Source organism: Listeria immobilis (assembly GCF_014322765.1).
Taxonomy (GTDB): domain Bacteria; phylum Bacillota; class Bacilli; order Lactobacillales; family Listeriaceae; genus Listeria; species Listeria immobilis.
Window position 1 is genome coordinate 115,260 of the sequence record NZ_JAASTZ010000003.1, and the last position, 26,443, is coordinate 141,702.

25 protein-coding genes and 1 pseudogene are annotated in these 26,443 nt (G+C 36.9%); 6 read left to right on the forward strand and 20 right to left on the reverse strand.

Annotation, left to right across the window (positions count from 1 at the left end; all coding sequences use genetic code 11):
- The first annotated feature begins 47 nt into the window (after positions 1-47).
- Positions 48-914, forward strand: a complete 867-nt coding sequence (locus tag HCJ50_RS02975) for a YitT family protein (RefSeq protein WP_185345461.1) — start codon at positions 48-50, stop codon at positions 912-914.
- Here HCJ50_RS02975 and HCJ50_RS02980 read toward each other — a convergent pair.
- Complete coding sequence (locus tag HCJ50_RS02980; RefSeq protein ID WP_185345249.1) at positions 904-2,010, reverse strand: NAD(P)/FAD-dependent oxidoreductase; 1,107 nt, start codon at positions 2,008-2,010, stop codon at positions 904-906. The genes HCJ50_RS02975 and HCJ50_RS02980 overlap by 11 nt on opposite strands.
- Before the next feature lie 316 nt (positions 2,011-2,326).
- Here HCJ50_RS02980 and HCJ50_RS02985 point away from each other — a divergent pair.
- From HCJ50_RS02985 to pflB, 5 genes and pseudogenes are all read left to right on the forward strand, one after another.
- A pseudogene (locus tag HCJ50_RS02985) lies at positions 2,327-2,571 on the forward strand (GGDEF domain-containing protein); the annotation flags it as partial.
- Complete coding sequence (locus tag HCJ50_RS02990; protein WP_185345464.1) at positions 2,554-3,201, forward strand: EAL domain-containing protein; 648 nt, start codon at positions 2,554-2,556, stop codon at positions 3,199-3,201. The pseudogene HCJ50_RS02985 and the gene HCJ50_RS02990, both read left to right, overlap by 18 nt.
- 111 nt (positions 3,202-3,312) lie before the next feature.
- On the forward strand, positions 3,313-4,956 hold the full coding sequence (locus tag HCJ50_RS02995) for an NAD-dependent malic enzyme (protein ID WP_185345251.1): 1,644 nt from the start codon (positions 3,313-3,315) through the stop codon (positions 4,954-4,956).
- Positions 4,957-4,958: 2 nt separating this feature from the next.
- Positions 4,959-5,960, forward strand: coding sequence for a serine hydrolase domain-containing protein (locus tag HCJ50_RS03000; protein WP_185345253.1), 1,002 nt, complete (start codon positions 4,959-4,961; stop codon positions 5,958-5,960).
- A gap of 322 nt (positions 5,961-6,282) precedes the next feature.
- Positions 6,283-8,562, forward strand: coding sequence for a formate C-acetyltransferase (gene pflB, locus HCJ50_RS03005; protein ID WP_185345255.1), 2,280 nt, complete (start codon positions 6,283-6,285; stop codon positions 8,560-8,562).
- Between the two features lie 159 nt (positions 8,563-8,721).
- On the opposite strand, the gene HCJ50_RS03010 is transcribed toward pflB, so the two are convergent.
- The 19 genes from HCJ50_RS03010 to HCJ50_RS03100 all read right to left on the reverse strand — a co-directional run bounded on the left by HCJ50_RS03010 (position 8,722) and on the right by HCJ50_RS03100 (position 26,428).
- A complete protein-coding gene (locus tag HCJ50_RS03010; protein WP_185345257.1) occupies positions 8,722-9,978 on the reverse strand; it encodes a BaiN/RdsA family NAD(P)/FAD-dependent oxidoreductase in 1,257 nt (418 codons plus the stop codon).
- A 113-nt stretch (positions 9,979-10,091) separates the two neighbouring features.
- The gene (locus tag HCJ50_RS03015) at positions 10,092-10,775 is read right to left on the reverse strand and encodes a zinc metallopeptidase (protein ID WP_185345259.1); all 684 of its coding nucleotides are present in this window, start codon (positions 10,773-10,775) and stop codon (positions 10,092-10,094) included.
- 79 nt (positions 10,776-10,854) lie between these two features.
- On the reverse strand, positions 10,855-11,451 hold the full coding sequence (locus HCJ50_RS03020) for a lipoprotein heptaprenylglyceryl N-acetyltransferase LhaT (protein WP_185345261.1): 597 nt from the start codon (positions 11,449-11,451) through the stop codon (positions 10,855-10,857).
- 80 nt (positions 11,452-11,531) lie between these two features.
- Positions 11,532-12,077: a ReoY family proteolytic degradation factor gene (locus tag HCJ50_RS03025; protein WP_185345263.1), complete on the reverse strand. Its 546-nt coding sequence runs from the start codon at positions 12,075-12,077 to the stop codon at positions 11,532-11,534.
- A gap of 34 nt (positions 12,078-12,111) precedes the next feature.
- Entirely contained in the window at positions 12,112-13,365 is a 1,254-nt protein-coding gene (locus HCJ50_RS03030; RefSeq protein WP_185345265.1) for a tetratricopeptide repeat protein, read from the reverse strand.
- Positions 13,366-13,493: 128 nt separating this feature from the next.
- Positions 13,494-14,780, reverse strand: a complete 1,287-nt coding sequence (gene aroA / locus HCJ50_RS03035) for a 3-phosphoshikimate 1-carboxyvinyltransferase (RefSeq protein WP_185345267.1) — start codon at positions 14,778-14,780, stop codon at positions 13,494-13,496.
- Between the two features lie 13 nt (positions 14,781-14,793).
- A complete protein-coding gene (locus HCJ50_RS03040; protein WP_185380806.1) occupies positions 14,794-15,897 on the reverse strand; it encodes a prephenate dehydrogenase in 1,104 nt (367 codons plus the stop codon).
- 20 nt (positions 15,898-15,917) lie between these two features.
- Complete coding sequence (hisC, locus tag HCJ50_RS03045) at positions 15,918-17,000, reverse strand: histidinol-phosphate transaminase (RefSeq protein ID WP_185345271.1); 1,083 nt, start codon at positions 16,998-17,000, stop codon at positions 15,918-15,920.
- Complete coding sequence (gene aroH / locus HCJ50_RS03050; protein ID WP_185345273.1) at positions 17,000-17,374, reverse strand: chorismate mutase; 375 nt, start codon at positions 17,372-17,374, stop codon at positions 17,000-17,002. The genes hisC and aroH overlap by 1 nt, the downstream gene beginning before the upstream one ends.
- Complete coding sequence (gene aroB, locus HCJ50_RS03055; protein WP_185345275.1) at positions 17,371-18,468, reverse strand: 3-dehydroquinate synthase; 1,098 nt, start codon at positions 18,466-18,468, stop codon at positions 17,371-17,373. The genes aroH and aroB overlap by 4 nt, the downstream gene beginning before the upstream one ends.
- A gap of 2 nt (positions 18,469-18,470) precedes the next feature.
- Positions 18,471-19,637 (reverse strand): chorismate synthase, encoded by a 1,167-nt coding sequence (aroC, locus tag HCJ50_RS03060; protein ID WP_185345277.1) that lies wholly within the window; start codon positions 19,635-19,637, stop codon positions 18,471-18,473.
- A 203-nt stretch (positions 19,638-19,840) separates the two neighbouring features.
- On the reverse strand, positions 19,841-20,284 hold the full coding sequence (gene ndk, locus HCJ50_RS03065) for a nucleoside-diphosphate kinase (protein ID WP_185345279.1): 444 nt from the start codon (positions 20,282-20,284) through the stop codon (positions 19,841-19,843).
- A gap of 19 nt (positions 20,285-20,303) precedes the next feature.
- Positions 20,304-21,269 (reverse strand): heptaprenyl diphosphate synthase component II, encoded by a 966-nt coding sequence (gene hepT, locus HCJ50_RS03070; protein WP_185345281.1) that lies wholly within the window; start codon positions 21,267-21,269, stop codon positions 20,304-20,306.
- A gap of 10 nt (positions 21,270-21,279) precedes the next feature.
- Complete coding sequence (gene menG, locus HCJ50_RS03075; protein ID WP_185345283.1) at positions 21,280-21,993, reverse strand: demethylmenaquinone methyltransferase; 714 nt, start codon at positions 21,991-21,993, stop codon at positions 21,280-21,282.
- A 22-nt stretch (positions 21,994-22,015) separates the two neighbouring features.
- Positions 22,016-22,783 (reverse strand): heptaprenyl diphosphate synthase component 1, encoded by a 768-nt coding sequence (locus HCJ50_RS03080; RefSeq protein WP_185345285.1) that lies wholly within the window; start codon positions 22,781-22,783, stop codon positions 22,016-22,018.
- Positions 22,784-22,840: 57 nt separating this feature from the next.
- Positions 22,841-23,410 carry a GTP cyclohydrolase I FolE gene (folE, locus tag HCJ50_RS03085; protein ID WP_185345287.1) on the reverse strand — a complete coding sequence of 190 codons (570 nt, stop codon included), beginning with the start codon at positions 23,408-23,410 and terminating at the stop codon, positions 22,841-22,843.
- Positions 23,411-23,637: 227 nt separating this feature from the next.
- The gene (locus HCJ50_RS03090) at positions 23,638-23,913 is read right to left on the reverse strand and encodes an HU family DNA-binding protein (protein WP_003720260.1); all 276 of its coding nucleotides are present in this window, start codon (positions 23,911-23,913) and stop codon (positions 23,638-23,640) included.
- Positions 23,914-24,327: 414 nt separating this feature from the next.
- A complete protein-coding gene (locus HCJ50_RS03095; protein WP_185345289.1) occupies positions 24,328-25,308 on the reverse strand; it encodes a tyrosine-protein phosphatase in 981 nt (326 codons plus the stop codon).
- A 103-nt stretch (positions 25,309-25,411) separates the two neighbouring features.
- A complete protein-coding gene (locus HCJ50_RS03100; protein ID WP_185345291.1) occupies positions 25,412-26,428 on the reverse strand; it encodes an NAD(P)H-dependent glycerol-3-phosphate dehydrogenase in 1,017 nt (338 codons plus the stop codon).
- Between the last annotated feature and the right edge of the window lie 15 nt (positions 26,429-26,443).

Sequence of the window (26,443 nt, forward strand, 5' to 3'; positions counted from 1 at the left end):
CATGATTTTTCACTTACGTACGAAATAGATTGCAAGGAGGAAAAATGATGTTAAAAACACTTCGCACCAAAAATATTTGCTTTATTATGCTTGGAACAGCGATTTATGCATTTGGTCTTGTAAACTTTAATATCGCCAACGATTTAGGTGAAGGTGGCCTTGCTGGTGTGACACTTTTCTTACTACATTTTTTTCAAATTGATCCAGCATACTCAAATTTAGTTCTAAATATTCCATTATTCATTTTAGGGTGGCGCGTATTAGGAAATCGCTCCCTTATCTATACTGGTATTGGAACGGTCAGCTTATCGCTATTTTTATGGATTTTCCAGCGCATCCCTTATACATTAGATTTACATAATGATTTACTTTTAGTGGCACTTTTTGCTGGTGGTTTCAGTGGTGTTGGATTAGGTTTAGTGTTTCGATATGGTGGCACAACTGGTGGCAGTGATATTATCGCCAAATTACTAAATCATACAAAGGGCATTAGCATGGGACGAACACTGTTTGCAATTGATGCGATTGTTTTGCTTGCCTCTCTTTCTTATTTGGATATTCGTCAAGTAATGTATACGCTCGTTGCTGTTTTTATCGGTTCACGTGTCATTGATTTTGTTCAAGAAGGCGCCTACGCTGCTCGCGGTGTATTAATTATTTCTAAAAATAATGACCTAATTGCTTCTCATGTGCTGCTTTCAATGAATCGTGGTGTGACTATTTTAGAAGGGCGAGGTGCTTTTTCTAAAAATGAACAAGATGTCCTCTATATCGTTGTCGCTAAAAATGAAATAATCCAGTTAAAAAATATCGTTCAAGCAGTTGATCCTCATGCATTTGTGTCCGTTAGTGTTGTTCATGATGTTATGGGAGAAGGATTTACATTAGATGAAAATAAAAATCCTATTTACTAATATATTTGCTTGGTAAATAATTTTCTAATGGTAACTCACTTGGTCGACCAAGCGCTAGATCCGCCAGAATTTCCCCAACATATGGACCGGTTGTTAACCCTGAAGCTCCAAGTCCATTTGCAAGAAATATGGAATCAAAACCCGGAAGCGAACCGATTAATGGTGCAAAATCTGGCGTATAAGCTCTTGTTCCAACTGTTATATTGGTTATCTTATCAGAAGAAAGCTGCTTCATAAATTTTGTTCCTTCTTCTAAAATTTCTGCTTGTCCTTCTGCTGTTGGCTCGATATTATAGCCAGCAGTTTTTTCGTGGGTAGCACCAATAATAATTCGACCATTTTCAAAAGGAACAATTGATTTAGCACTGGGGGGTAAGATAACTGGCCAATCAGCTGTTTCTGTGTTCTCAAATTTTAATTCAAGCAACTGTCCTTTTTGTGCTAACACTTCTGTTTTATATCCAGCTTCTTCTAGAAAACTCGCTAACCATGCTCCTGTGGCGATAATTAATTGGTCATAATGTATCTTTTGTTCTGCAACAGATACTTCACCGGTTGAAGAAAAAGCAGCTTTTCCCGCGATGACTTTCACACCATTTTCTTTTGCTGCTTCTAATAACGTTTGGCAAAAACGACCGCCATTCACTCTAGCCGCTCCACTTACATATATTGAATGAAAACCTTCTTTAACTAAAGGGAATTTCTTTTCTGTTTCACTTTCTGTTAATTTATCAATTGTCCCCATCGCTGGCGCTTCTAATCGTCTGCTTTTTGCTAGTTCAAAAAGCTGCTCGACTTTTTCCTCTGTTGACCTAAGTGCAAGAACACCTACTTGCTTATAACCTGTTTCTTTTCCTGTATCATCACTAAGCATCTGAGCTATCTTTGGGTAAAATGCAGCACTATTTTTTGCTAATTCATACCAATATTTATTTCGTCTTTTCGAAAGCCACGGACAAATAATTCCAGCAGCAGCTCTACTTGCTTGTCCCTTCTCATTGGAATCAATTAATGTTACTTCTACATCCTCTTTCGATAACAAATAAGCGGCACTTGCCCCAACAATTCCTGCACCAATAACTAAAATTTTTTGCATCTTGACACCTCTCCCTATCTAATTGTGACACAAGTTGACTTTTTCCATACTCTTTGTAATAATATGTGAAAATAGTTAAGTTTACAAACAACTTATAATCCTCGACTTCAATCAATCCATTGTACTAAAAATCCGACTTTAATTACACAAGGCAGATTTTGGCTTACCTCACTGTCATTACCTTTTCTCCTCCTAGAGTGCAATTCATCTTAACAATGGGTATTTGCACTGCATTTCAGCTAAAAACCCATTTTTATATTCTGCCTACATTAACTTTTCAGCCGAATTATTTCGCTGAGATATGGGAGATATTTTTGTGCTAAATATTCTTGAATCATTATGGAGTAGCATGGGCCTTTTTTTATCAGCGCTTTTTTTCACGTAATGGCACTGCGAACGCTTCGAGAGAAAAAGCCTGCTTGGTTTCAAAATAAATTTGCCTATGAAATTATTAATTACTCATTAGGTATTTATTATGGCCTTTTTGGGATATACTTTATTTTTCGTGGACTACCAGGAACTGACTCCGGTATTTACACAGATATGTTACTCAATATTTTATATGAACCAATTGTCATTGTGGAAAATACACAAATTTTCGGCTATGAATCACTCACCCGCCTACAAACAAATCATTGGAATGCTATAAGTGACTTTATCCAAGAAGCGGAACAGGAAGGTTTGCAAAAAGCATTTGAATTACTAACACTTCAAAATGCCGTTAAATGCTTTCACAAACACGACGATACCCCATTATTTATCAATATTTCCTACGATACTTTTTTAGATAACCAACAAAAACTTCAAGATACACTTCTTGATAACGGGAAAATAGTTTTTGAATTTTTGGAAACATCCAAGCTACCACAACAGCGAATGAGTGACTTAGATAAACAACTTCTTTTATTCCAAAAAAATCATGATACTAAATTTGCTATTGATGACTTTGGTTCGGGATACGCCGATTTACATCGTGTATTTGCCCACCATTCTGATTTTGTAAAAACCGACCACTTATTATTACGAGATTTATTTCAAAGTGATGGTAAAAAAATCTTCTTTGGGCAGCTAAAAAAGTATGTTAAAAAACATCATAAAGCTTTAATAGTGGAAGGTGTCGAAACAAAAGAGCAACTAACCTTTTTGCAAGATATTGGAATACCCTATGCGCAAGGTTATTATTTCCACTAAGCTAATATAAAGAAAATCTGAACTTTTTCAGATTTTCTTTTATTTTGAATAAGTTGTTATTCTTGTTTTCCCCATGTAAAATAGAATTGAAAACGAAAGGAGCACTTAAAAATGACTTTGAAAACAGGTTTGGATTGTTTAAATGATCCGCTTTTGAATAAAGGTACCGCTTTTTCAACAGAAGAACGAATTCAATATCAATTAGAAGGCCTTATACCACCAATTATCGAAACAATAGAACAACAAGCTGCGCGCATAGAGCACCAAATAAGCAGCTTACCATCAGCAATACATAAGCACCAATTATTAACCAATCTGTATAATGAAAACCGAACACTTTATTATTATATGGTAACTAAAAACGTGACGGAATATTTACCCATTATCTATACACCAACAATTGGCGATGCGGTAATGAGCTATCACACAGACTATACAGCGCCTGATGATGCATTATTTATTGATGCGTTTGCTCCTGAACAACTGACTACTACTTTGCAAAACTATGCTAATAATCACACCAATATTGATATGATTATAGTTACAGATGGAGAAGGTGTACTCGGCATTGGAGATTGGGGAGTTAATGGAGTGAAAATCGCCATTGGGAAGCTTGCTGTTTATACAGTTGCTGCTGGTCTTGCTCCTGAACGAGTATTACCGATTATTATTGATGCCGGTACTAATAATGAGGTGCTCCTAAATGATCCTCGTTATTTAGGCCACAAACGTCCACGCTTATCCGAAACAGCATATGATAACTTTATCGCTTCATTTGTGGATGCAATAAAAACCACTTTCCCAAATGCTATTCTTCACTGGGAAGATTTTGGTAGAGCAAATGCTAGTCGAATTTTGCAAAATTATCGTCATAAAATTTGTACTTTTAATGATGATATTCAGGGTACTGGCGCAATGGTTGTTGCTGCTGCTCTTGCTACGATAAATGTTTCCAAAATCCCTTTAAGTAAACAAAAAATAATTATTTTTGGAGCTGGAACTGCTGGAATTGGCATTGCCGATCAACTAAGTGGAGAGTTAATGCGTGAAACTGGACTTTCTTTTGAAGAAGCCAAAAAGCAGTTTTATCTTGTTGATCGTGCTGGGTTAGTTTTGGATAATATGAGTGATTTAACAATTGGGCAAACAAAATATGCGCATTCTCCTGCTGACTGGGAAGGCACATCAACAAAAACGTTAGAACAGTTAGTAGAGCTTATTCAACCAACCATGCTGATTGGCTGTTCAGGTGTTGCTGGGGCTTTTACAGAGCATCTCATTCGAAAAATGGCTGCACATACTGAACGACCGGCGATTTTGCCGCTCTCTAACCCTACAAAATTAGCAGAAGCCACCGCAGAAGATTTAATTAATTGGACTGATGGGAAAGCGCTTATTGTTACAGGAAGTCCCTCAAAACCTGTTGTATTTCAAGATACGACTTACGAAATTGGTCAAGCGAACAATGCGTTACTTTATCCAGGGTTAGGTCTTGGAGCAGTTGTTACCCGCTCTAAATATATTACAGATGGAATGTTAGCCGCTGCCTCAAAAGCTGTTGCCAACCAAATTTCTGCTGTTAAACCTGGTGCTGCTCTTTTGCCTCACGTTAGTACGCTTAGAGAAACATCCCGCCAAGTAGCCATCGCCGTTGCTAACCAAGCTATTTCTGAAAAGCTACATCAAGTGGAAATGGATAATGTGACAACCGCTGTTGAACTTGAAATGTGGCAACCAACTTACAAAGGAGTTTAGTTATGTTCTATAAAACAAAGCAATTACTAGATCAACTAGTCCAAAATGGCTCTACTCCTGGAATCAGCTACCAGATTAAAACAACAGATTTTGAAGAAACTAACATACTCGGGTTAAAAGCTGTTTTTCCAGAAGCAGAGTTATTACCAAGAACAAAAGATAATATTTATGATATTGCCTCTTTGACAAAAGTAATTGCAACTACTACTCGTGTCTTACAACTCATTGAACAGCAAAAATTCCAACTACATGACAAAATCCAAACCTATTTACCTGATTTTCAATATTCTAATGTAACTATTCTACATTTACTGACTCATAGCTCTGGTCTCGCAAAAAATATTCCTAATTTCGAAATGCGCTCAGCAACAGATGTTATGCGTTATGTATATGCCACACCACAAGAATACTTACCGGGAACAAATGTCACCTATGCAGATGCAAACTTTCTTTTATTGGGATATTTAATTACTATGTTCGATGGAAATTATGAAGAAGCCATTCAGAAAAATATTCTTGAACCGCTCCAAATGAGACACTCAAGCTTCCATCCAGCGCATAAAAAACAAGTTATTCCGACAGAACTTGATCAAGTGCGAGGGTTAATTCAAGGAGACGTACATGATTTTAAAGCATGGACAGCAAAATCTGGAACTGGACATGCTGGACTTTTTAGCACGCTAGATGATTTAGCCAAATTTCGTGATGCTCTTTTATTTCATCATGGAGCACCTATATTATCTGAACATATGCTCCAGCAAATGAGAATTAATCACACAACAGGACTTAATCGGTCACGAGGACTTGGTTGGGATTTACTTGGAGATTCTGTTTTATATCATACTGGATTTACCGGAACATTTATGATACTTGATTTAAAACAACAAGCTAGTCTAATTGTTTTATCAAACCGAGTGCACCCTAGTCGAGCCAATCCAAATTTTGTATTAAAAAGAGACGATATTGCTGCTAAGTTTTTAGAAGAAGTTACTACCCAAAAATAACCCTAGTCACTTATTAAGATTAATTCATACTTTAGAAAACCGGAAATTCTCCACATTAAATATTGGAGAATTTCCGGTTTTCTATCTCTATGTAGCTTACAAAAAAGCATCCATCCAACTCCCTACCCTATTTCCCCCAAAAAAACTGTATTAACACAGTGTATGAAAGCCTTTTCTAGTTATATAAAAGAAATTTATTTTCTTTGCTATTTTATATTGTTTTCGTTTTCACAAAGGAGTATGCTTTTTAAGTAAAGAAAGATTCGTGAGTTAGGAATCTGCTTTTAAGTGAAAGATAGCACAATTAAAGGAGGAAATTATAATGACAAAAGCATGGGATGGTTTTAAAGGAACCACTTGGCAAGAAAACATCAGTGTAGGTGATTTCGTTCAAAACAACTACACTCCTTATGATGGCGATGAAAGTTTCTTAGAAAAGAGCACACCAAGAACAACAAAACTAAATGAAAAAATTAATAAATTAGTAGAAGAAATGGATGCAAAAGGTGGCGTTCTTGATATGGATAACGCCATTGTATCGAATGTCGCTTCTCATAAAGCTGGCTATGTTGATCAAGAAAATGAAGTTGTTGTTGGTTTACAAACAGATAAACCTTTCAAATTAGCTTTCATGCCAAACGGTGGTCTTAGAACTGCGGAACAATGTTTAACAGACAATGGCTATTCTATCGACCAAGAATTACATGACTTTTACGTAAAAAATCGTTCTACAGCAAATGACGGTATTTTTAGAGCTTATACAGATGATATTAAACGTGCGCGTCACTCTCATATCGTTAGTGGTCTTCCAGATGCATACTCACGCGGAAGAATTATCGGCTTATATCAAAAACCTGCACTATATGGTGTAGATCGTTTAATCGCTGAAAAACAACAAGACTTGAAAAAAATTGCAATTTCATCTGATGAAAATATCCGTTTACGTGAAGAAATCTGGTTGCAAATCAAAGCGCTTAAAGACTTAATCGTTTTAGGTAACGAATATGGTCTAGAACTTGGCCGTCCAGCAGAAAACGCAACAGAGGCTGTACAATGGACTTACATGGGGTACCTTGCTTCTATTAAACAAGCAAACGGTGCTGCAAGCTCATTTGGTCGTATTCCTATTTTCCTTGATATCTACATCCAACGTGATTTAGAAAGAGGAATTATCACTGAATTCGATGCTCAAGAATTAATCGAACAACTAACTTTAAAATTAAGAATGGTACGTTTTGCAAGAACAGATGGCTATAATGAACTTTACGCTTCCAACCCAACTTTTGTAACAACTTCTATGGCTGGTATGGGTGCAGATGGTCGTCATCGTGTTACTAAAACAGACTATCGTTTCTTACATTGCTTAGATAATCTTGGAAACTCTGCTGAACCAAACTTAACTGTCCTTTGGGATGCTCGTTTGCCTGAAAGCTTTAAAGAATATTGCATGAAAATGAGTGTAAAACATTCTTCTATTCAATATGAAAATGATAAATTAATGCAAGATGAAGGCTACGGCGATATGCAATGTATTAGCTGTTGTGTTAGCCCGCTTAATCCAGAAGCAGACAAAGATAAAGGCGAAACACATAACCTGCAATATTTTGGTGCTCGTGTTAACGTGCTTAAATGTCTCCTTGGTGCAATCAATGGTGGTAAAGATGATCTTCATAAAAACCAAGTATTCGACGTTGTAGAACCAATTACAACTGAATACCTTGAATACGACGAAGTACTAGATAAATTTGATAAATCAATGGACTGGTTAACTGACACTTATGTGGATGCAATGAACATCATTCACTTTATGACAGATAAATACAACTATGAAAGTATGCAAATGGCATTCTTACCTTCTAAAGTAACAGCTAACATGGGCTTCGGAATTTGCGGATTCGCGAATGTAGTCGATAGCTTAAGTGCCATTAAACATGCGAAAGTAAAAACCATTCGTGATGAAGATGGATTTGTTTATGACTATGAAGTAGAAGGCGACTTCCCTCGTTACGGTGAAAACGATGATCGTGCTGACGATATTGCCGTTATGGTTCTAAAAATGTTTAAAGACAAATTAGACTCTCACAAACTTTACAAAGATAGTGAAGCAACTGTTTCTGTTTTAACAATCACTTCTAACGTTGCTTATTCTAAACAATGTGGTAACTCCCCAGTGCATAAAGGACCTGTATTCGATGAAAATGGAAAAATCATCAAAGAACCAGAATTCTTCAGCCCAGGAGCTAACCCATCTAATAAAGCAAAAGGTGGTTTCTTAGATAACTTAGCTAGTCTTTCTAAACTACCTTTCCACTATGCTAATGATGGAATTTCCTTAACCATCCAAGGCGCACCAAAAATGTTTGGTAAAACAACCGAAGAACAACATCATAACCTAGTTGGTATTTTAGATGGTTACTTCACAAAAGGTGGTCAACACATTAACTTAAATGTCTTAAATCACGAAGAAGTTATTGAAAAAATCAAAGCTGGTATCCCTGTTATCTTACGTATTAGTGGTTACTGCTTGAATACTAAAGACTTAAACGAAGAACAAAAAATGGAACTTTGCCAAAGAATGTTCCACGAAAAATTAATTGGTTAATAAAGCATTAGTGATTTAAACACTTAAAAACAGAAAATGGATTTGGTTATTCTCCTAAGGGAAAATGACCAAATCCATTTTTTATATGTTGCTTACACTACCATGTAACTATGTTAGTCCGCTAGCCTTCTTAATTAAAGAATGATGGGTACACTTTGCTTAAACATCTGCTGCATAAGCTCCTGCTGTATGTCCGGTTACCAAAGCACAGGTAATATTATACCCACCAGTGTAACCATTAATATCCAATATTTCACCGCAGAAAAATAATCCTTCCATTAGCTTAGATTCCATCTCTTTTGGTTTAATTTCCTTTACAGAAACACCCCCACCAGTGACAAATGCTTTTTCAAAATCAAGTGTGCCATTCACTTCAAAAGTAAAATCTTTTAATAGATGAATAAACTGCTCCATTTTTTTCGGACTTACTTGTTTATATTCTGCTGTTTCGTCCAATTGGGCTTTATCTAGCAAGAATAGTAGCATTTTTTCTTGTAAGAGCGAGCTAAGAGCATTTTTAAGCGCTTTTTTCGGATTGGCTTCTAATAACTTATTAACATCTTTTGCAAGTTCTCCTGCTGATATATTGGGAAATAAATCAAGACGCATTTTTACAGTCTCTGCTCCAGTTTTCTTTAGCTCTCGAAGTACAAACATGCTACATCTAAGGGCAGCTGGACCTGATACACCAAAATGCGTGAAAATCATATCCATTTGATGGGTAATAATTGGCTTTCCTTTTGCATTTAAAACAGATAACGATACATCCCGTAGCGACGTTCCTTGCAACACTTTTTGTTTAATAAAAGGTTCTGCCGATGTGATAGGAACTTCTGTAGGATAAAGCTCTGTAATTGTATGTCCTGCTTTTTTTGCCCAAGCATAGCCATCGCCTGTTGAGCCTGTCCGAGGAACAGATTTACCGCCAACTGCAACAATTACTGCACTCGCTGAAATTTCTTGACCATCTTTTAACGTAACACCTTTTACATGTCCGTCCTCATAATCAACTTGCTTCACAGCCGTTTGCATATAAATTTTCACACCTAGTTTTTCCATACGCTGAATCATTGCCTCAGCAACAGAACGTGCGCTATTGGAAACAGGAAACATTCTACCATGATCTTCCTCTTTTAGCGCCACGCCTAGTCTTTCAAAAAAGCGAATAATGTCCTCGTTATCAAATGCATGAAACGCGCTATATAAAAAGCGACCATTGCCTGGAATATGTTTAATAATTTCGTCTGCTGGTCGTCTGTTTGTTACATTACAACGTCCACCACCAGACATAATTAATTTACGACCTAATTTTGGTCCTTTTTCGATTAATAATACTCGTTTATTCTTTTCTGCTGCACTAATGGCCGCCATTAATCCAGACGGTCCACCGCCAATTACTATTACATCAAAATCCATTGTCCCGCTCCTTTATTTTATCCGAACTTAAGTATAGCAAGCATTCCTTTCACTGCCAAGCCTTTTTAACCAAACAAAAACCTGAGAAAAGACTCAGGTTTATTGAAAGTATTCTAATTTCGATTCATATTTGTAAAAATTAGTAGTAATCTTAGAAGTTCAAGTACTGCGACGGCCATTGCTGCAACATAAGTCATTGCGGCTGCACTAAGTACTTTCTTCGCTTGTGGAAGTTCAGATGATGATACAAGTCCGCCGCCTTCTAATTGAACGAGTGCACGCTTACTTGCGTCAAATTCGACAGGTAAGGTAATTAGTTGGAACAATACACCAATTCCCATCAAAACAATTCCAAGTAGCATAAAACCAGGTGCACTAGCTAGCATCCCGATAATTAAGAACACCCATGAAATATTGGAGCTAAACATTGTAACTGGTACAAGTGCTGAACGAAAACGCATAAAGGAGTAATCCTGTTGATCTTGTATTGCGTGCCCTACTTCATGAGCCGCAACCGCTGCCCCTGCAATAGAACGTCCACGGAAATTAGCTTCTGAAAGGAACACTGCTTTCTTTCTAGGATCATAGTGGTCACTTAACACTCCCTTTGTTTCATGTACAGGAACGTTCGTTAATCCATTTGTATCCAAAATTTGACGAGCAACTTCAGCACCAGTCAAACCATTAGCTACAGCAACTTTGGAATATTGGGCATAGGTTGTTTTAACACGAAATTGTGCCCAAAGCGGAATTGCTGCAACGATAATAAAATAAATAATATATTGACTAAATGTCATTTAATCATCTTCCTCCTACTACTTTTTATCAATTGATTACTTTAAGTATAAATTAACCAAGGCCAAGACTCAACCTCTTTCACTCATCATGAGGAAATTCTAATGTACGATGCCCTTTTTTTATGGTTTTATCATATACCATCCATAAAACGATAATAGTTAACCAAAAAGTAGCATAACCAATTTCAGGTAAAAAACTTTCCAGTCCCATATAAATTGGCATTTGTCCAAATAAATAGTCAATCACATCATTATGTAAAACCCAAACAGCTGCTATCATGAAATGGCCTATTCGAAAGCGAAAAAAAGGAGCATATAGAATACCTTCTACTGCCATAAATCCATGTGTGAAAATTAACATCACAGCAGTCCATATTATCATTCCCTGATCCAACATATAAAAAATATTCATGCCAACTGCCCATAAACCATATTTTACTAAACAAACAAAAGCTAGTGCCTCCATTAATGGCCAATGCTTCTTCCCAAGAAAAGCCACAAGTACTAATGTGAAAAATAATATGGCAGTTGGGCTGTCTGGTACAAAAGCCCAAAAACGAGGTTCTGTAATTTGTAATTGTGGTATATACCATATGTATCCGTAAATTGCCCCTAGTAAATTCCCAAAAAACAATAATCGAATAAAAGCTCGATTTGCGAGTAAACTATTTAACAATCCATCCCACTCCCTAAAAAATCCTAGCATAGCGACTAATGAAACCCCACTTCATTAATTCACTAACTAGGATTCATTCCTTATTCTTTTCCATTATCCATTTGCTGTAAAATTTGAACTAATTGCTGAAAAGTAGCTTCATCACGTTCATCAAGTGCTATATCAATTTTCTCAAGCAACTTTGCTCTTGAAAATTGATGAACAGATTGATAGATAAGTGCATCTGCCATTTCTTTTTCTGCATCTGCTAATTTCACTTTGGTAAACGGATTATCTTCTCGAACGAGCGCATACTCTGGTGAAACAATCGCATCTTCAAAATGAAGTTCGATATACAACTCTTCGTCCCAGTTTAACCGAATATCATGAAATGCTTTTTCTGGGTCAGTTGTCATAATGTTTCCTTTAAAAAATAGGAATGGCTCAGATTCGACACCATGAGCACTAAGCGAAAGCCCTCGTGCACATCCTTCCAAATTATCAACAAAATGAACATATTTTACAATTTGATCATGACCAGCAATATAATTTAAAACCCACATTGCTTCTCTAGTTTTCATCTGGTGTTTATTTAAAAGCCAACGAATAAAATCTTTCTTCTCATCTATTGAAATGGATGCTTTCACCTTTCCTCAGTCCTTTCCCAGTCTTTTTTATTTATTAATCTACTAGTGATAAAATTTCTGTGTCTTCTGGTTCAAGTTCTAAATAATTACGCAATATTTGTTGTGATTTCTCGTGTTCGCCTTCTTCTCTTAAAAACAAACCATATTCCTTTAAGAATGTTGGGTTATTTGTAAAATGCGGATAAGCTACTTCATAATTTGCTTTTGCTTTATTATATTGTTCTGTTTCCTGATATGCAACACTTACGTCCCAGAAAATTTGTGGTTCAGAAATGACTTCTTCTCCGAGACCTTCCACTAGTTCAATAACACCCTCATAGTTTTCACGAGCAAGTAGTAATTTATTAAGTTGAATAATTGCTTCTGAATACTCTTCATCAAGAACAATTGCTTGCCTAAAAAATTCCTCTGCTTCTTCTGGCAAGCGAAGTGTTACTGCAAGTTTCCCTGCCTCTAAAAACAGCTCTTTATTAAATTCATCCTGACTTAAGCCATCTTTTAAAACCTCGATTGCTTTTTCAGGCTCGCCGTTTTCCTCATAGCTTTTTGCCAAATAAGAATAAAGAGTTGAATATGCCGGATCATGCTCTCGTAAATGTTCAAGGGCATGGATAGCTTTTGTATAATCCTTCGCTTGAAATGCCGTTAGCCCCATACCAAACAAGGTATCAACGGATTCTTTATCTTCCAAAGCGCGTTCATAATAAGGTAGTGCTTCTTCAAAAGCTCCACTTGCAGCAAAAGCTTCTGCAATTCGTTCATATACAGAAACCACTCCATTAGCAATAATTGTTAAACCTGCTTCCACCGCTGTTTGATACGACTGAACAGCAGAGGCAAATCTTGCTTGAGATAAATAATACTCACCTAAAGCAAAATCAATAATCGGCTCATTAGCAGCAATTTGTTTTGCTTCGATTAGTTTTTGCTCACTTACCTCAAATAAACCTTGCATTTGATAAAGATCTGCTAGTACCAATAAACTTTCCACATATGCTTCATCTTTTTTATTCACTTTTTCTAAATAATCTTGTGCAGAATCCAGATCATCTTTTTCGAGTGCTACTTCTGCTGCACGAACAAGTAACTCTCCTTCATCCTTATATTTAGCTAAAAGTAATTCATATAAATCTTCCGTTTCATCTAAAAATCCTAATGCAAATAATTCTTCTGCTAAAAAAAACTGTTCTTCATCTGTTCCCGCTTGTACTACTTCATCAAAATACTTCTTCGCAAGCGCCATATCTTCATGCTCTAACGCATGTAGCATTTTATTAGCTAATTCCATTTCTGCACCTTCTTTAATAATAAGTCGTTTTTCTATTATACCATTACTTTCTCAATAAGAAAAAGTGATTGCCTCACCTAAAAAATACCAGTACTGATATATCTAGCGATCAGCACTGGTAGTCATTATTATTTTAAAAGTGAACGAATATCTTCAAAAAAGGTCGGATACGAAACAGAAACTGCTTCTGCACGCTCTAATTCCACATCTCCCTCTTCAACAAGAAGTGCAGCGATTTGAAGCATCATTCCGATACGATGATCGCCGTAACTTGTCACATTGGCTGCATGAAGTGGCGTTTTTCCGCGAATAATTAAGCCATCTTCAGTTGGAGTAATATCTGCTCCCATTTTGTTTAGTTCATTGGCCACTGCGTCAATTCGATTAGTTTCTTTTACTTTCAATTCAGCAGCATCTTTTATGATAGTTGTTCCTTCTGCTTGTGTTGCTAAAAGAGCGATAACAGGAATTTCGTCAATTAGACGAGGAATAATATCGCCACCAATTTCTGTTCCTTTTAGCTTGCTAGATTTCACCACAACAGTGCCTGCTAACTTCCCAGTACTTCTGCTGGAATCTTTTACAATTAAACTCCCGCCCATTTGTTCTACCACATCAAAAATCCCTGTTCTAGTCGGATTTAAACCAACATGAGTTAGTTCAATTTCACTGTTTGGTGCAATTAAGCCTGCCACAATAAAGAAAGCGGCAGAAGAAACATCTCCTGGGACAGTCATTTCCTGCCCAATAAATCGTTGACCGCCTTTAACACGAATGGTTAGACCATCCATTTCAATTTCACCGCCAAATTGACGAATCATGTGTTCTGTATGATCACGTGTTTTTTCTTTTTCATGGATAATCGTTTCACCTTCTGCTTGCAATGCTGCAAAAATAATTGCACTTTTTACTTGTGCACTAGCAACTGGCATATGATATTCCATTCGTTTCAATGATTGGTTACCTGTAATTGTTATTGGAGCAAATTCAGAACCATCTTTACCATGCATTTTTGCACCCATTTGTTGTAGTGGTAACATAACACGGTTCATCGGACGTTTTGCAATGGACTCGTCGCCCAAAATAACAGTATCAAAAGCTCGTCCAGCTAAAATCCCCATCATCAAACGAATGGTTGTTCCGGAGTTACCAATATCAAGAGCGCCATCTGCTTGTTTTAAACCATCAAATCCAGCACCATGAACAATAATTTCTTCCTCGGTTTCTTCAATTTTCACACCTAATGATTTAAAAGCCTTAATAGTTCCAAGGCAATCATCGGCACGTAAGAAATGACGAATGACCGTTTTTCCTTCTGCAATTGCCCCAAACATAATGCTGCGATGGGACATTGATTTATCTCCAGGAACTGTAATTTCACCAACCAGCCCTTGTTTATTTGTAATTAATTTCATCGTCATTTCTCTCCTATTCGTAATGGCATGTATAGTTACTTCTAGTTTCAATACAACGCTTCGCTCGGTCTCTGTCTTCGTCTGATTGGAAAGTAATTTGTAACACACCAAAAATATCTTCCCGAGTTTCCAAAATCTTGATATTGGTTAAACTAATTTCTTCTTCGCCTAAATATCTTGTCACCTCAGAGATAACCCCTGGATAATCTGGTACATCGACAAATAAATCGTAAAAAGATGGTATCGCGCCACCTTGATGAACGGGAAGCGAATCTCGAAATTCTTTTGCTCCATCAAAAAAAGCATAAATCGAATGACTATCTTCACTTTCGAGCATTTCCAGGGCTTGATTCATGCTATCTCGCCAAATCGTCAGCTGTTTTATTAATGTTTTTTGGTTACTGATAGAAATATCTGTCCACATTCTTGGATCTGAAGAAGCGACCCGGGTAATATCACGAAACCCACCTGCTGCTAGTCGGAATGCAGCAGGATGTTCTTCAGTAAAACGTTGCGTTTGATTAACTAAAGCTGCCGCAACAATATGGGGTAAATGACTTAGCATTCCTGTAATTTCATCATGTTCGTTTGGCGATAATACTAAAAATTTAGCATTCGTTCCTGAAAGCCAATTTTTTAGATTAATCACTTTATCCTCTGGCACGTCATTCGTTGGTGTTAACAAATAATAAGCATTTTCAAATAAAAGTTCTTTTGCCGCTCGGACACCGCTTTTATGTGAACCTGCCATTGGATGCCCACCGATAAATGTTATTCCACTTTCCCTAAGTACGGCTGATGCTTCCATTATGGTTCCTTTTGTACTTCCTGTATCCGTTACAATAACATTTTTCTTTAAACGAAGCCCTGGTAATCGTGTTAATAATTGTTCCGTTTCTTTTACCGGGCAACAAAAAATAAGTAAATCTGCTTTTGGTCCATCTATTAAAATACTTTCGCCAATTTCATCTATGACTCCTAGAGACTTTCCAACTTCTAACGTATGATAGGAAACGTCTATTCCAATGATATGCGCTTCTGGATGTTTGGCTTTAATCGCAAGGGCAATAGAACCGCCAATTAACCCAAGACCAACAATAACTACCGTCCCCTTCATTCAAAAACGCCTCCAAATACTTACAATAATTTTTCTAAAAGGGCAATAACTGCACTATTTTCTTCTTCTGTTCCAATCGTAATTCGAACAGCTTCTTTGAAACCAAGCGCTGCACCAGAACGTGTAATATAGCCATTTTTTTCTAAATAGCTAAAAATAGCTCCTGCATCAATTCCTAAATCTATTAAAACAAAATTCCCATTTGCCGGATATAATTTCACCTTTTCAAAACGTTTAGCAAAGGCTTCGTATTGTTTAATTCCTTTTGCATTAGAAATTCGACATGCTTCAATAAAAGCTTGATCCTTTATTGCTTCGATTGCTAATTTTTGTCCCATACTTGTTGTATTAAATGGTGGGCGGACAATGTTCAGTTGGTTGATGATTTCTTTATCTGCAATACCATAACCAACACGTGCACTTGCCAAACCATAAATTTTACTAAAAGTTCGAGTAATGATTAAATTTTTATAAGTACGAATCCATTGTTCATGTTTTTCAGGTTGAGGAGTTACGTATTCAATATACGCTTCATCCAAAACAACCAGCACATCGCTAGGTACTTTAGCTAAAAATGCTTGTAAATCCGTTAATTCAATATAATTGCCTGTGGGATTATTGGGATTACAAACCCAGACAATGGTTGTTTTTTCATCAATTGCAGCTAGCATACCTTCTAAATTATGTGCGCCATCCGCAAGAAGGGGAATTTCCCTTACTTCGGCTCCTTCAATGAAAGCATTTTGGCGATACTGCACAAAGGTTGGTGCTGCCATAACTGTATTGGTTGTATTATCAAGCAAAACCCGCGTTAACAATTCAATTAATTCATCTACCCCAGCTGTAAAAATTAATTCCTCTTCTTCTAATTGATAAAAATCTGCTACTTCTTTTCGTAAGTTAGCAGCCCAACCATCTGGATAAATTTCTGTTTCCACATTGGAATTTGCTTGCAAAGCTGCCACTTTTGGCGAAGTACCTAGTGGATTTTCATTGGAAGATAGTTTGGTTATTTTTGTTAAACCAAGTTCTGCCATCACTTCTTCTTCACGTTTCCCAGGTTTATAAGAAGATAGACCTGTAAGTGATTTTTTCCATTTCATTACGCATCCTCCTCTTTCACTAAATCTGGGCGCAATACTTTTGCTCCACGTAAATACACATGATTGATTGCTTCAAGTGGCTTATGTAAATCTGTAAATACCATAAAGCGAATACACATTGGAAGCGAACCCGGCACTGGAATTTCTTGCATCCCCATAACTGGAACAAATTCAAAACCAGGTGTTTCACGTACTGCCTTCGCTGGAAAAGCCGTAAAAATATCTTCAGTTACTGTAATAATAACCGAAGTAAGTTGCTCACTATCCACTATTCCATTTTGAGTTAAAATTTCTGCAAATAATTGTTTTGTTGCTGTATAAATTTCTTCCGGCGTATTGTTTTCTATTGTTGTTGCACCACGAATCGCTCTCAAAATTTATCCCCTCCATTTCGCATCACGTTTTTGTATGTTTTAAAAATCAACTCATCTTCTGCTTTATAAATAACTGGTTTTCCAATTTCTGCTAGTAAAACCATGCTTATTTCATTAAAAGTAGTTTTCTTATCATGACGCATATTTTCCAATATTTTACTAAAAGGGACCGTTGCATCAAAAACAGTATCATAACCCAAATTTGCTAACCAGCTTTTAAATTCTGCTAAATCAAAATCCAGTCCGTAAACTGTCTCACTCATCGTTAATGCATAAATCATCCCATAAGTAATCGCCTCACCGTGAAGCCATTTGCCAAAGTTACCATAAGCTTCTAAGGCATGACCAAACGTGTGACCAAAATTCAAATAAGCGCGTACTCCTTGCTCCGTCTCATCTTGAGCAACAATATTCGCTTTAATTTCAATTCCGCGCTGTAAAAATGGCGTTAAATCTTTCGTATAAAAGTCTTTTGGTTCTGTAAAAGTATCCATTAATGTGCGAAGTAATGTATGGTCGCTAATAAGGGCATGTTTTATCATTTCAGCAAAACCAGATCGCATTTCTCGTTCAGGTAAAGTAGCAAAAAACTGCGTATCATAAATAACAGCTTCTGGTTGGTAAAAGTTGCCAATCATATTTTTGCCCAATGGATGATTAATCGCAACTTTGCCACCAACCGCACTATCATGAGCAAGAACCGTTGTAGGAACTTGATAAAATGGAATGCCTCTCATATATGTAGCAGCAACAAAACCACCTAAATCACCAATTACTCCCCCTCCAAAAGCAATTAAAACCGCCTTACGATCAAGGCCAGTTTCAATCATTTTTGTCATGACGTCTTCATAAACAGCAAATGTCTTCGCTTCTTCCCCATTTGGCGTCACATAATACGTCACTTCCGGCAAATCAGCAAGCACTTTGTCAAGTTTCGCTTTATGAAGTTTTGACACGTGTTCATCTGTTAAGACAAACACGTGAGAATACTTCGCTAGACTTTGTGACCATTTTTCTTGCACATCAAGTAAGGCAGATTCATTAATATATACTGGGTATGTTTTACTTTTAGCACGGACTGTAATTTCTGGCATGATTAAAACTCCTTCGTTAAGTTTCGATGTTCCTCCACATGTTTTTTAAGTGTGTCAAAACGGTCACCATCAAATTTTTCTAACACAGCCACTGCTACTTCCCAAGCAACAACAGCCTCGGCTACTACGCTTGCTGCAGGTACTGCACAACTATCCGAACGCTCCACACTTGCATTAAAGGTTTCTTTTGAATCGATATCCACACTTTGAAGTGGTTTATATAAAGTTGGAATTGGCTTCATTACGCCGCGAACAACGATTGGCATACCGTTTGTCATTCCGCCTTCAAAACCTCCCAGATTATTTGTCCGTCTTGTATAACCCTCTTCTTTACTCCATAAAATTTCATCCATTACTTCGCTTCCGGGTTTTCTCGCAGCTTCAAAACCAACACCGAATTCAGCGCCTTTAAAAGCATTTATACTTACAATCGCACGGGCAATTTTCGCATCTAATTTTTTATCCCATTGTACATAGCTACCAAGGCCAGCAGGTACGCCGCCAACAACTACTTCGACAATTCCGCCAATGGTATCGCCATTTTTCTTTGCATCATCAATTTTTTGCATCATTTCTGCTGCTGCTTCCTCGTCTAAACAACGAACGGGTGACGCCTCTGAAGTGTCTTGAATTTCTGTAACGGAATAGTCACGAGTCAAATTCGCTCTAGTTCCACCAATTTCAAGAACATGACCTGCAACTTCAATTCCAAGTTCATGTAATAGTTTTTTAGCAACTGCTCCTGCTGCAACGCGGACAGTTGTTTCTCGTGCACTAGAACGTTCCAACACATTACGCATATCATTATGACCATATTTCATGCCACCAACTAAATCCGCATGTCCAGGACGAGGACGAGATACGCGACGAGATTTTTCATTTTTTTCTGGAACTGGTTCAATGCTCATAACTGTTTCCCAATGTTTCCAGTCTTTATTTTCAACAAACATTGCTACAGGAGCGCCTAGCGTTTTACCATGACGAATGCCCGCTGTAATTTGTACTTGGTCTTTTTCAATACGCATACGAGCCCCGCGACCATGACCACCTTGCCGTCTTTTTAGTTCTTTATTTATATCTTCTGCAAGTAGGGGCATCCCTGCTGGCAATCCTTCAATAATAGTTGTAAGCCCTGGTCCATGTGATTCTCCTGCCGTTAAGTATCTCATTTCAACAACTCTCCTTTTTCTATTTAAGCTAGGTATTCTAGCGTTAATATTTTAGCGCTTTAAAGTATATGTGTAATATCTTAACATATGCCTAGCAAGAACACAATACTTTAATCTCATTCTATTATCATATCAAAAAAACGCGCCAAATGGTAATTTCTCTATAAAAAAAGAGCCTAGGTTTCCCTAAACTCTTGTTAATTTTAAATCCAAGTATCTACTGCCTTTTCATAGCTTAAAATTTCATTTGGTGCAAAAAACAGCTGAATTTCTCGTTTTGCACTTTCTGGGCTATCAGAACCGTGAATTACATTTCTATTCGTATGTATCGCATAATCCGCGCGAATCGTTCCAGGGTCTGCTTCTGATGGATTGGTTTTCCCCATCATTCGTCGCGCTATTTTAATGACATCATCCCCTTCTAAAACCATCGCAAATACTGGTCCAGAAGTGATAAATCCAATTAAATCTTCAAAAAAAGGCTTTCCAATATGTTCAGCATAATGCTGTTCTGCTAAATTTCGGTCGATTTGAATTAATTTTGCAGCTACTAATTTTATTCCTTTTTTTTCTATCTTTGCTACAATTTCTCCAATAAGTCCTCGTTCCACACCATCCGGTTTAACCATTACATAAGTTTGTTCCATTATAGAATCCTCCCTCACGTTAATAATTTCTTTTATCTAAAACACGAACGATTTGCTTCAGTGGTTTTAACTCAGGAACTTGTGGTAAAGAATCCAGTGTTGCGACAGCTTTTTTTAAGTAGGCTGTAGCGACATCTTCTGCTTTTTTTGCTCCTGATTTTTTTACTTCTTCTACTAAAGCGGCAATTTCTTCTGCTGGTGTTTCCTCGGTTACTTGGCTAATTCGTTTTTTAAGAAAAGGATCTTCCATTGCAAAAAATACAGGTAACGTCACATTTCCTTGTCTCAAATCTTCTCCAGCTGGTTTACCAAGTTCTTTTTCTGTGCCAACAAAATCAAGTACATCATCCGTAATTTGAAACGCCATTCCAACATAGTAACCAAACTGATATAGTTTTTGGTAGTCGGTTTTGGATTGCCCTGAAACAATACCGCCAAGACCGCAACTAGCTGCTATCAAAAGCGCTGTCTTCCGTTTAATACGCCGTAAATAATTTCGCACACTTTGATCAAAATTATATTTATCTTTTAGTTGTTCAATCTCACCAGTGGATAGCTCTACAGTAACATGTGATAACATTTTATGAGCAGCCACATCTTTAATTTCCGTCATATATTCTAATGATTTAGCAAAAAGAAAATCACCAGTATACATTGCGATATGGTTTCCCCACTTAGATTTAATTGTTTCACGTCCACGTCTTAAGTCCGCATCATCCACGACATCATCATGAACAATCGAAGCCATATGAATCAATTCAATCGCTACACTAGCATCTCTAACCAATTCAAAATCTGCATTTGTCGCAAGTCGTGCGGATAGGCAGACAAACATCGGTCTAATCCGTTTGCCTCCAGCTTCTAACAAATGTAGTGCTGCATCAGAAGTCGTTTCAGCAGCTGCACCAGAAAGAGCTTTTTTTAGTTCCTTTTCCACTATATCAATGTCTTTTTGCATATTTGTGTATAAAAAGTTAAGTTTCATGCTTGCCACCTTATTGTTCCTTCTTTTTAAATCCAAAGTGAGTTGCACTTGCTCCGCCACTATGTGAAATATACCTTACATAAGAAAATCCAGCTTCTTGAAACATTTCTGCAAGCTTTGCCATTCCTGGAAATTCTCGTGTTGACTCTTGTAACCAGCTATATTCTTTATAACTTTTCGCAAAAAACTTTCCAAAAACAGGCATTACATAGCGAAAATATGCATTAAATACTTGTTTCCAGCCTGGGATATTCGGCTGTGATGTATCAATACACGCCAGCTGTCCGCCAGGTTTTAAAACTCGGTACATCTCACGGAGAACCTGCATATAATCTGGTACATTTCGTAGCCCAAATCCGATAGTTACATAATCAAAACTATTATCTGGAAATGGTAAACTCATTGCATTTCCATGAATTAGTTCGACATTATACAAATCTGCTTCTTGCACTTTTTCACGTCCAACAGCGAGCATATTCTCACTAAAATCAAGGCCAGTAACATGACCTTCTGAACCGATTTCCTCTGCCATCATAATCGACCAGTCTGCTGTCCCACAACAAACATCCAAGACATTTGCCCCTTTTTGAACGCGCATTAGTTTCATTGTTTCTTTGCGCCATTTCACATGAAGTTTAAAACTAATGACACTATTCATTCGGTCATAACTTGGAGAAATTTTCTCAAATACTTTATGTACTTTTTCTTCTTTCGTTTCCGTCATATCCCGAATCTCCTTTTATTTATCAGTCGTTTAAAACCTCGACAATTCGTTTTTCTAATATATTCGAAAGTGGTTCAGCGCGTTCTTTCAAGCTTTCCACTTCTTGTTTCACATCATTAATAATTTCCTCTAACCAGCTTTCAAAATTACTAACTGCTTTTTTGGCAAAATAACCATGTTCAAATGCCCGTTTAAGTCTAGATACTCCAGTTTCTTTATATAAATTAAGTTCCATTTGTAATCTTTTAAGTAAGAAAAACTGACAACCGAGTGAAATAAACGTTTGCTCTTTCATAAAGTATTTCGCAAATTTAGAAAAAATAGCTGCGTTTGTTAAAGCTAGCTGAGTAAGATATTCTTCATCTGTCGCAACATGCAATTGATAAATATTCGTTTTAGCTGTATTGGTTTCTTGCACTCCACTTTGCAATGCGCGTAGCAAAGGAATCATTTCAAGTTCAGCAAGTGTTCGGTAGTAAAGCGCGCTATAAAAATCACCGGCAAGAACCGTTAACTCTTGCTCTTTACGCGTCATCTGAACTACATCATCTGGTTCATCAATTTTTTCATGGGTGTCATGTGCTAAAATCATGTAAAGCGTTGCACTAACTACCCGATATGCAGAAACATCAGTCAAATCGGAGCCGGAAATTGCTTCATGAAGAAAAAGCATTTGATCTTTATCCATTTGTCCGCCTTCATTATTCTCTTGTAAATACTGATAGACTGCCTGTTCATGCACCAATTGTTCCACTTCCTTTAGCCCAGCCTTCTTTGCCTGATAAGTCATCTAAAAATCCCCTTTAAATCTCCTTATTAGTAAAATAAATTATACCATAAAGGATGCTTAATTATGCTTAATTAAAGCCAAAACTTCACTTCTAAGCTTATCGTCATTTCTAAAAGCACCTCGTACTGCGCTTGTTATCGTTTTTGTTCCTGGTTTATTTACACCACGAATTGTCATACACATATGTTCTGCTTCCATAATCACCATGACTCCTAGTGGTTTTAATTTGTCCATCATAATTTCTGCTACAGTAGTTGTAATACGCTCTTGAAGTTGCGGACGTTTACTAACATCATCTACAACACGAGCTAACTTACTTAATCCAGCAACTCGTCCTTTTTGCGGTAAATAAGCTACATGAGCTACGCCAAAAAAAGGAACAAGATGATGCTCACACATAGAGGAAAAACGAATATCTTTTACAAGTACTAATTCTTCATGTTGCTCTTCAAAAATAGTATTAAAATGAACAGATGGATCTTTTTTTAGTCCAGCAAAAACTTCTTCATACATCCGCGCAACTCGCATTGGTGTATCTTTTAAGCCTTCACGTTCAGGATTCTCTCCCACTGCTTCTAAAATAACTTTCACTGCATCTGCAATCTTTTGTTTGTCTATTTGCTCCATCCTTAATTCCCCTATCTTTTTAGCATTTATATACCTTGTATATCTTAACACAGCCGAACTTCAAGGTAAATTTAATTTGCTTAAATTTGTGATTTTCATAGGGGTTTTATTCGTTTTGTTAACTATATTCCCTATTTTACAAGCAGAAAAACGCATAAAAAAAACTAGCCTAGCTTAATTATAAAATTAAGGCCAGACTAGAGTTATGCTTAAAAAGTCTATGTAACTTATTTAACAGCTTCTTTAAGCGCTTTACCAGGTTTGAACGCTGGTACTTTACTTGCAGGGATGTCGATTTCTTCTTTAGTACGAGGGTTACGGCCTTTACGGGCAGCACGTTCACGTACTTCAAAGTTACCAAATCCGATTAATTGAACTTTTTCACCTTTAGATAAAGAAGTTTGAATAGTTTCGAATACAGCTTCAACTGCTTTCGCTGCGTCTTTTTTAGAAAGATCAGCTAATTCAGCAACACTGTTTACTAAATCAGTTTTATTTGCCATTGTGTTTTTCACCTCCTTCACAGAATTCTACAAAATAAGCAGGTCCATATGGATGCCTGTATTTCTCTTTTTTTTCCGAAAACAAAATGTGATTTTGGAATTTCAGGAGAATAATGACTGAAATGGCTTAAATACAAGCCTTAACAGTAATTCTGATAAAAGATTATCACATAATCCCAGTAACTGCAAGGGATAATGCCAAACTGACACTGTTTCTTAACATTTCCAGCTAGTTATCTTTTCTCTCATAGCTTGAAAACGTGATAGTATCAACCTGTTATCCATTATACTAACTGGGAAATCACAGAATAGCAAGCGATACCACCATAAAATACTAAAATAGTTCTTTTTTCATAAAATTATGCGTAAATTAGTTGCTATTACCTGACAACTATGGGTTTCTACGCCTAGTTTTCACTCTAATAATATTTGTTGAAGCTTTGCCTTTTCTTCTGCGGTAATTCCAATTCCAATCTCTAAATAATTTTCCACAGAGCCAAACTGCTTTTTCATTTCATCAAAAGCAATTTCTAAGTATGCTGGACGAGCTTCTGCCATAGGTCGAAATGTTTCTAAATCAATTTTTTCTGTAGAATTAGAAAATAGCGACACTATACCTCCCATTTCTTCTAAAATAGCATCTTGATAGCGATTAGTGATAGCATAGTCTGCGAAAATTGTTTTTTCAGGCACATCTAGCAATGTTAACAATAATGCCCCTAAAACGCCTGTACGGTCCTTTCCTGCTGTACAATGAAAGACAAACGGCAAACCAGCTTTGGTGTCATTTAAAATTTCATTAAAAATCTCTTTAAAACCATCAACTGACTGAACAAAAACACGATAACTCTCTCCCATTAAAGGTTCATAGATAGTTTTATCTGCCAATTCCGGTATTTCCGTCTGTTCGTTTTTGGCAGTTCCAATTGGAATATGTTTGTTTAGCACACCGGCAATTTCAGGAGTTGGCTGTGCTGCTACTTCCGAACTGCTCCGTAAATCACAAATCCATTTAATATGTAATTTTTGAATTAAGTCTATATCCGTCTTATTAATATTTACTAAATTGGCAGAGCGATATAGCTGCCCCCAGCGAACATGTTTACCATTTTTGGATTGATAGCCACCCATATCACGAAAGTTAAAAACACTTTCAGTCGGTAAAATTCGCTCTGAAATTACTTTTTTCAGCCCATTTGGTTGCTGTAAAAAGAAATAAACTGGCACATTTTTTGTTGTATATGTATAATGGTTTATACTATCTGTTACTTTCAAAACAGGCTTTGCATCATCGTTTAAGATAGGACTATCGCTAACAAAAATCAATGTGTCTTTGCTTATTTCTTCTTGCTTCCAATTCAGTGTAATAGAATTATTCCCACGATTAATTTCCATATTTCCACCCCTATTTTTGTACTAATTCTTTCTTCTTGTTCATTTTAGCACAACTAATAAAAAAAGAACTAAAATAAGCAAATACCTATTTTAGCTCTCTCGTTTAAAACGATTCTTTTTCGATTTTCTTTTTGCGACCCATTAATAAATCTACTGCTTCACGCGCATCTTTATTTTCAAATAATATCGCATAAATGGATTCTGTAATCGGCATATCAATCTCTAGTTTCCCAGCCCAGCCATGTACTGCTTTGGCGGTTCGAACACCTTCAACGACCATACCCATTTTTTCTAATACTTCCTCTAAGTTCTCACCTTTACCAAGCATATTACCAGCACGCCAGTTACGTGAATGCACACTCGTACAAGTAACGATTAAATCACCAATTCCAGTTAATCCATAAAAAGTTTGGGGATTAGAGCCCACAGCAACGCCGAGACGAGTGATTTCTGCCATCCCTCTTGTCATTAGGGCTGCCTTCGCATTATCGCCGTAGCCAAGCCCATCAGAGATCCCAGCGCCCAGTGCGATAATGTTTTTAAGTGCGCCACCAATTTCTGCACCGATAACATCATCATTTGTATAAATTCGTAAATTATTATTAATAAAACGATCCTGTACAATTTCTGCTGCTGTTAAATCTTTACAACTTGCACAGAGCGTTGTTGGATGACGTAGCGCAACTTCTTCCGCGTGACTTGGCCCCGAAAGAACAACTAGTGCTTTTCGCTTAGCTGCATCTACTTCTTCTTCAATTACTTCAGACATCCGTAAATTAGTATCTGGTTCAATACCTTTACTTACATGTACTAAAATAGTTGGTTCTTTAAGCGCTTCGTTTAGTTGCTTACAAACCACACGCATTGCATTTGTTGGAATAGCGATAACGACTATTTCAGCACCGTCTATTGCTTCATCTAGTGATAAAGTCGCTTTAACTTCTGTTGGTAAAATAATATCTGGTAAATAGTGACTATTCGTGTGCGATTCATTAATTTCATTCACAATTTTATCTAAGTTTCCCCAAATAACAGGTTGATGATGATTATCAGCAAGGACAAGCGCAAGGCCAGTTCCCCAGCTTCCAGCGCCGAGAATAGCTACTTTTTTAGGTGTCATTTATTTTTCCTCCCG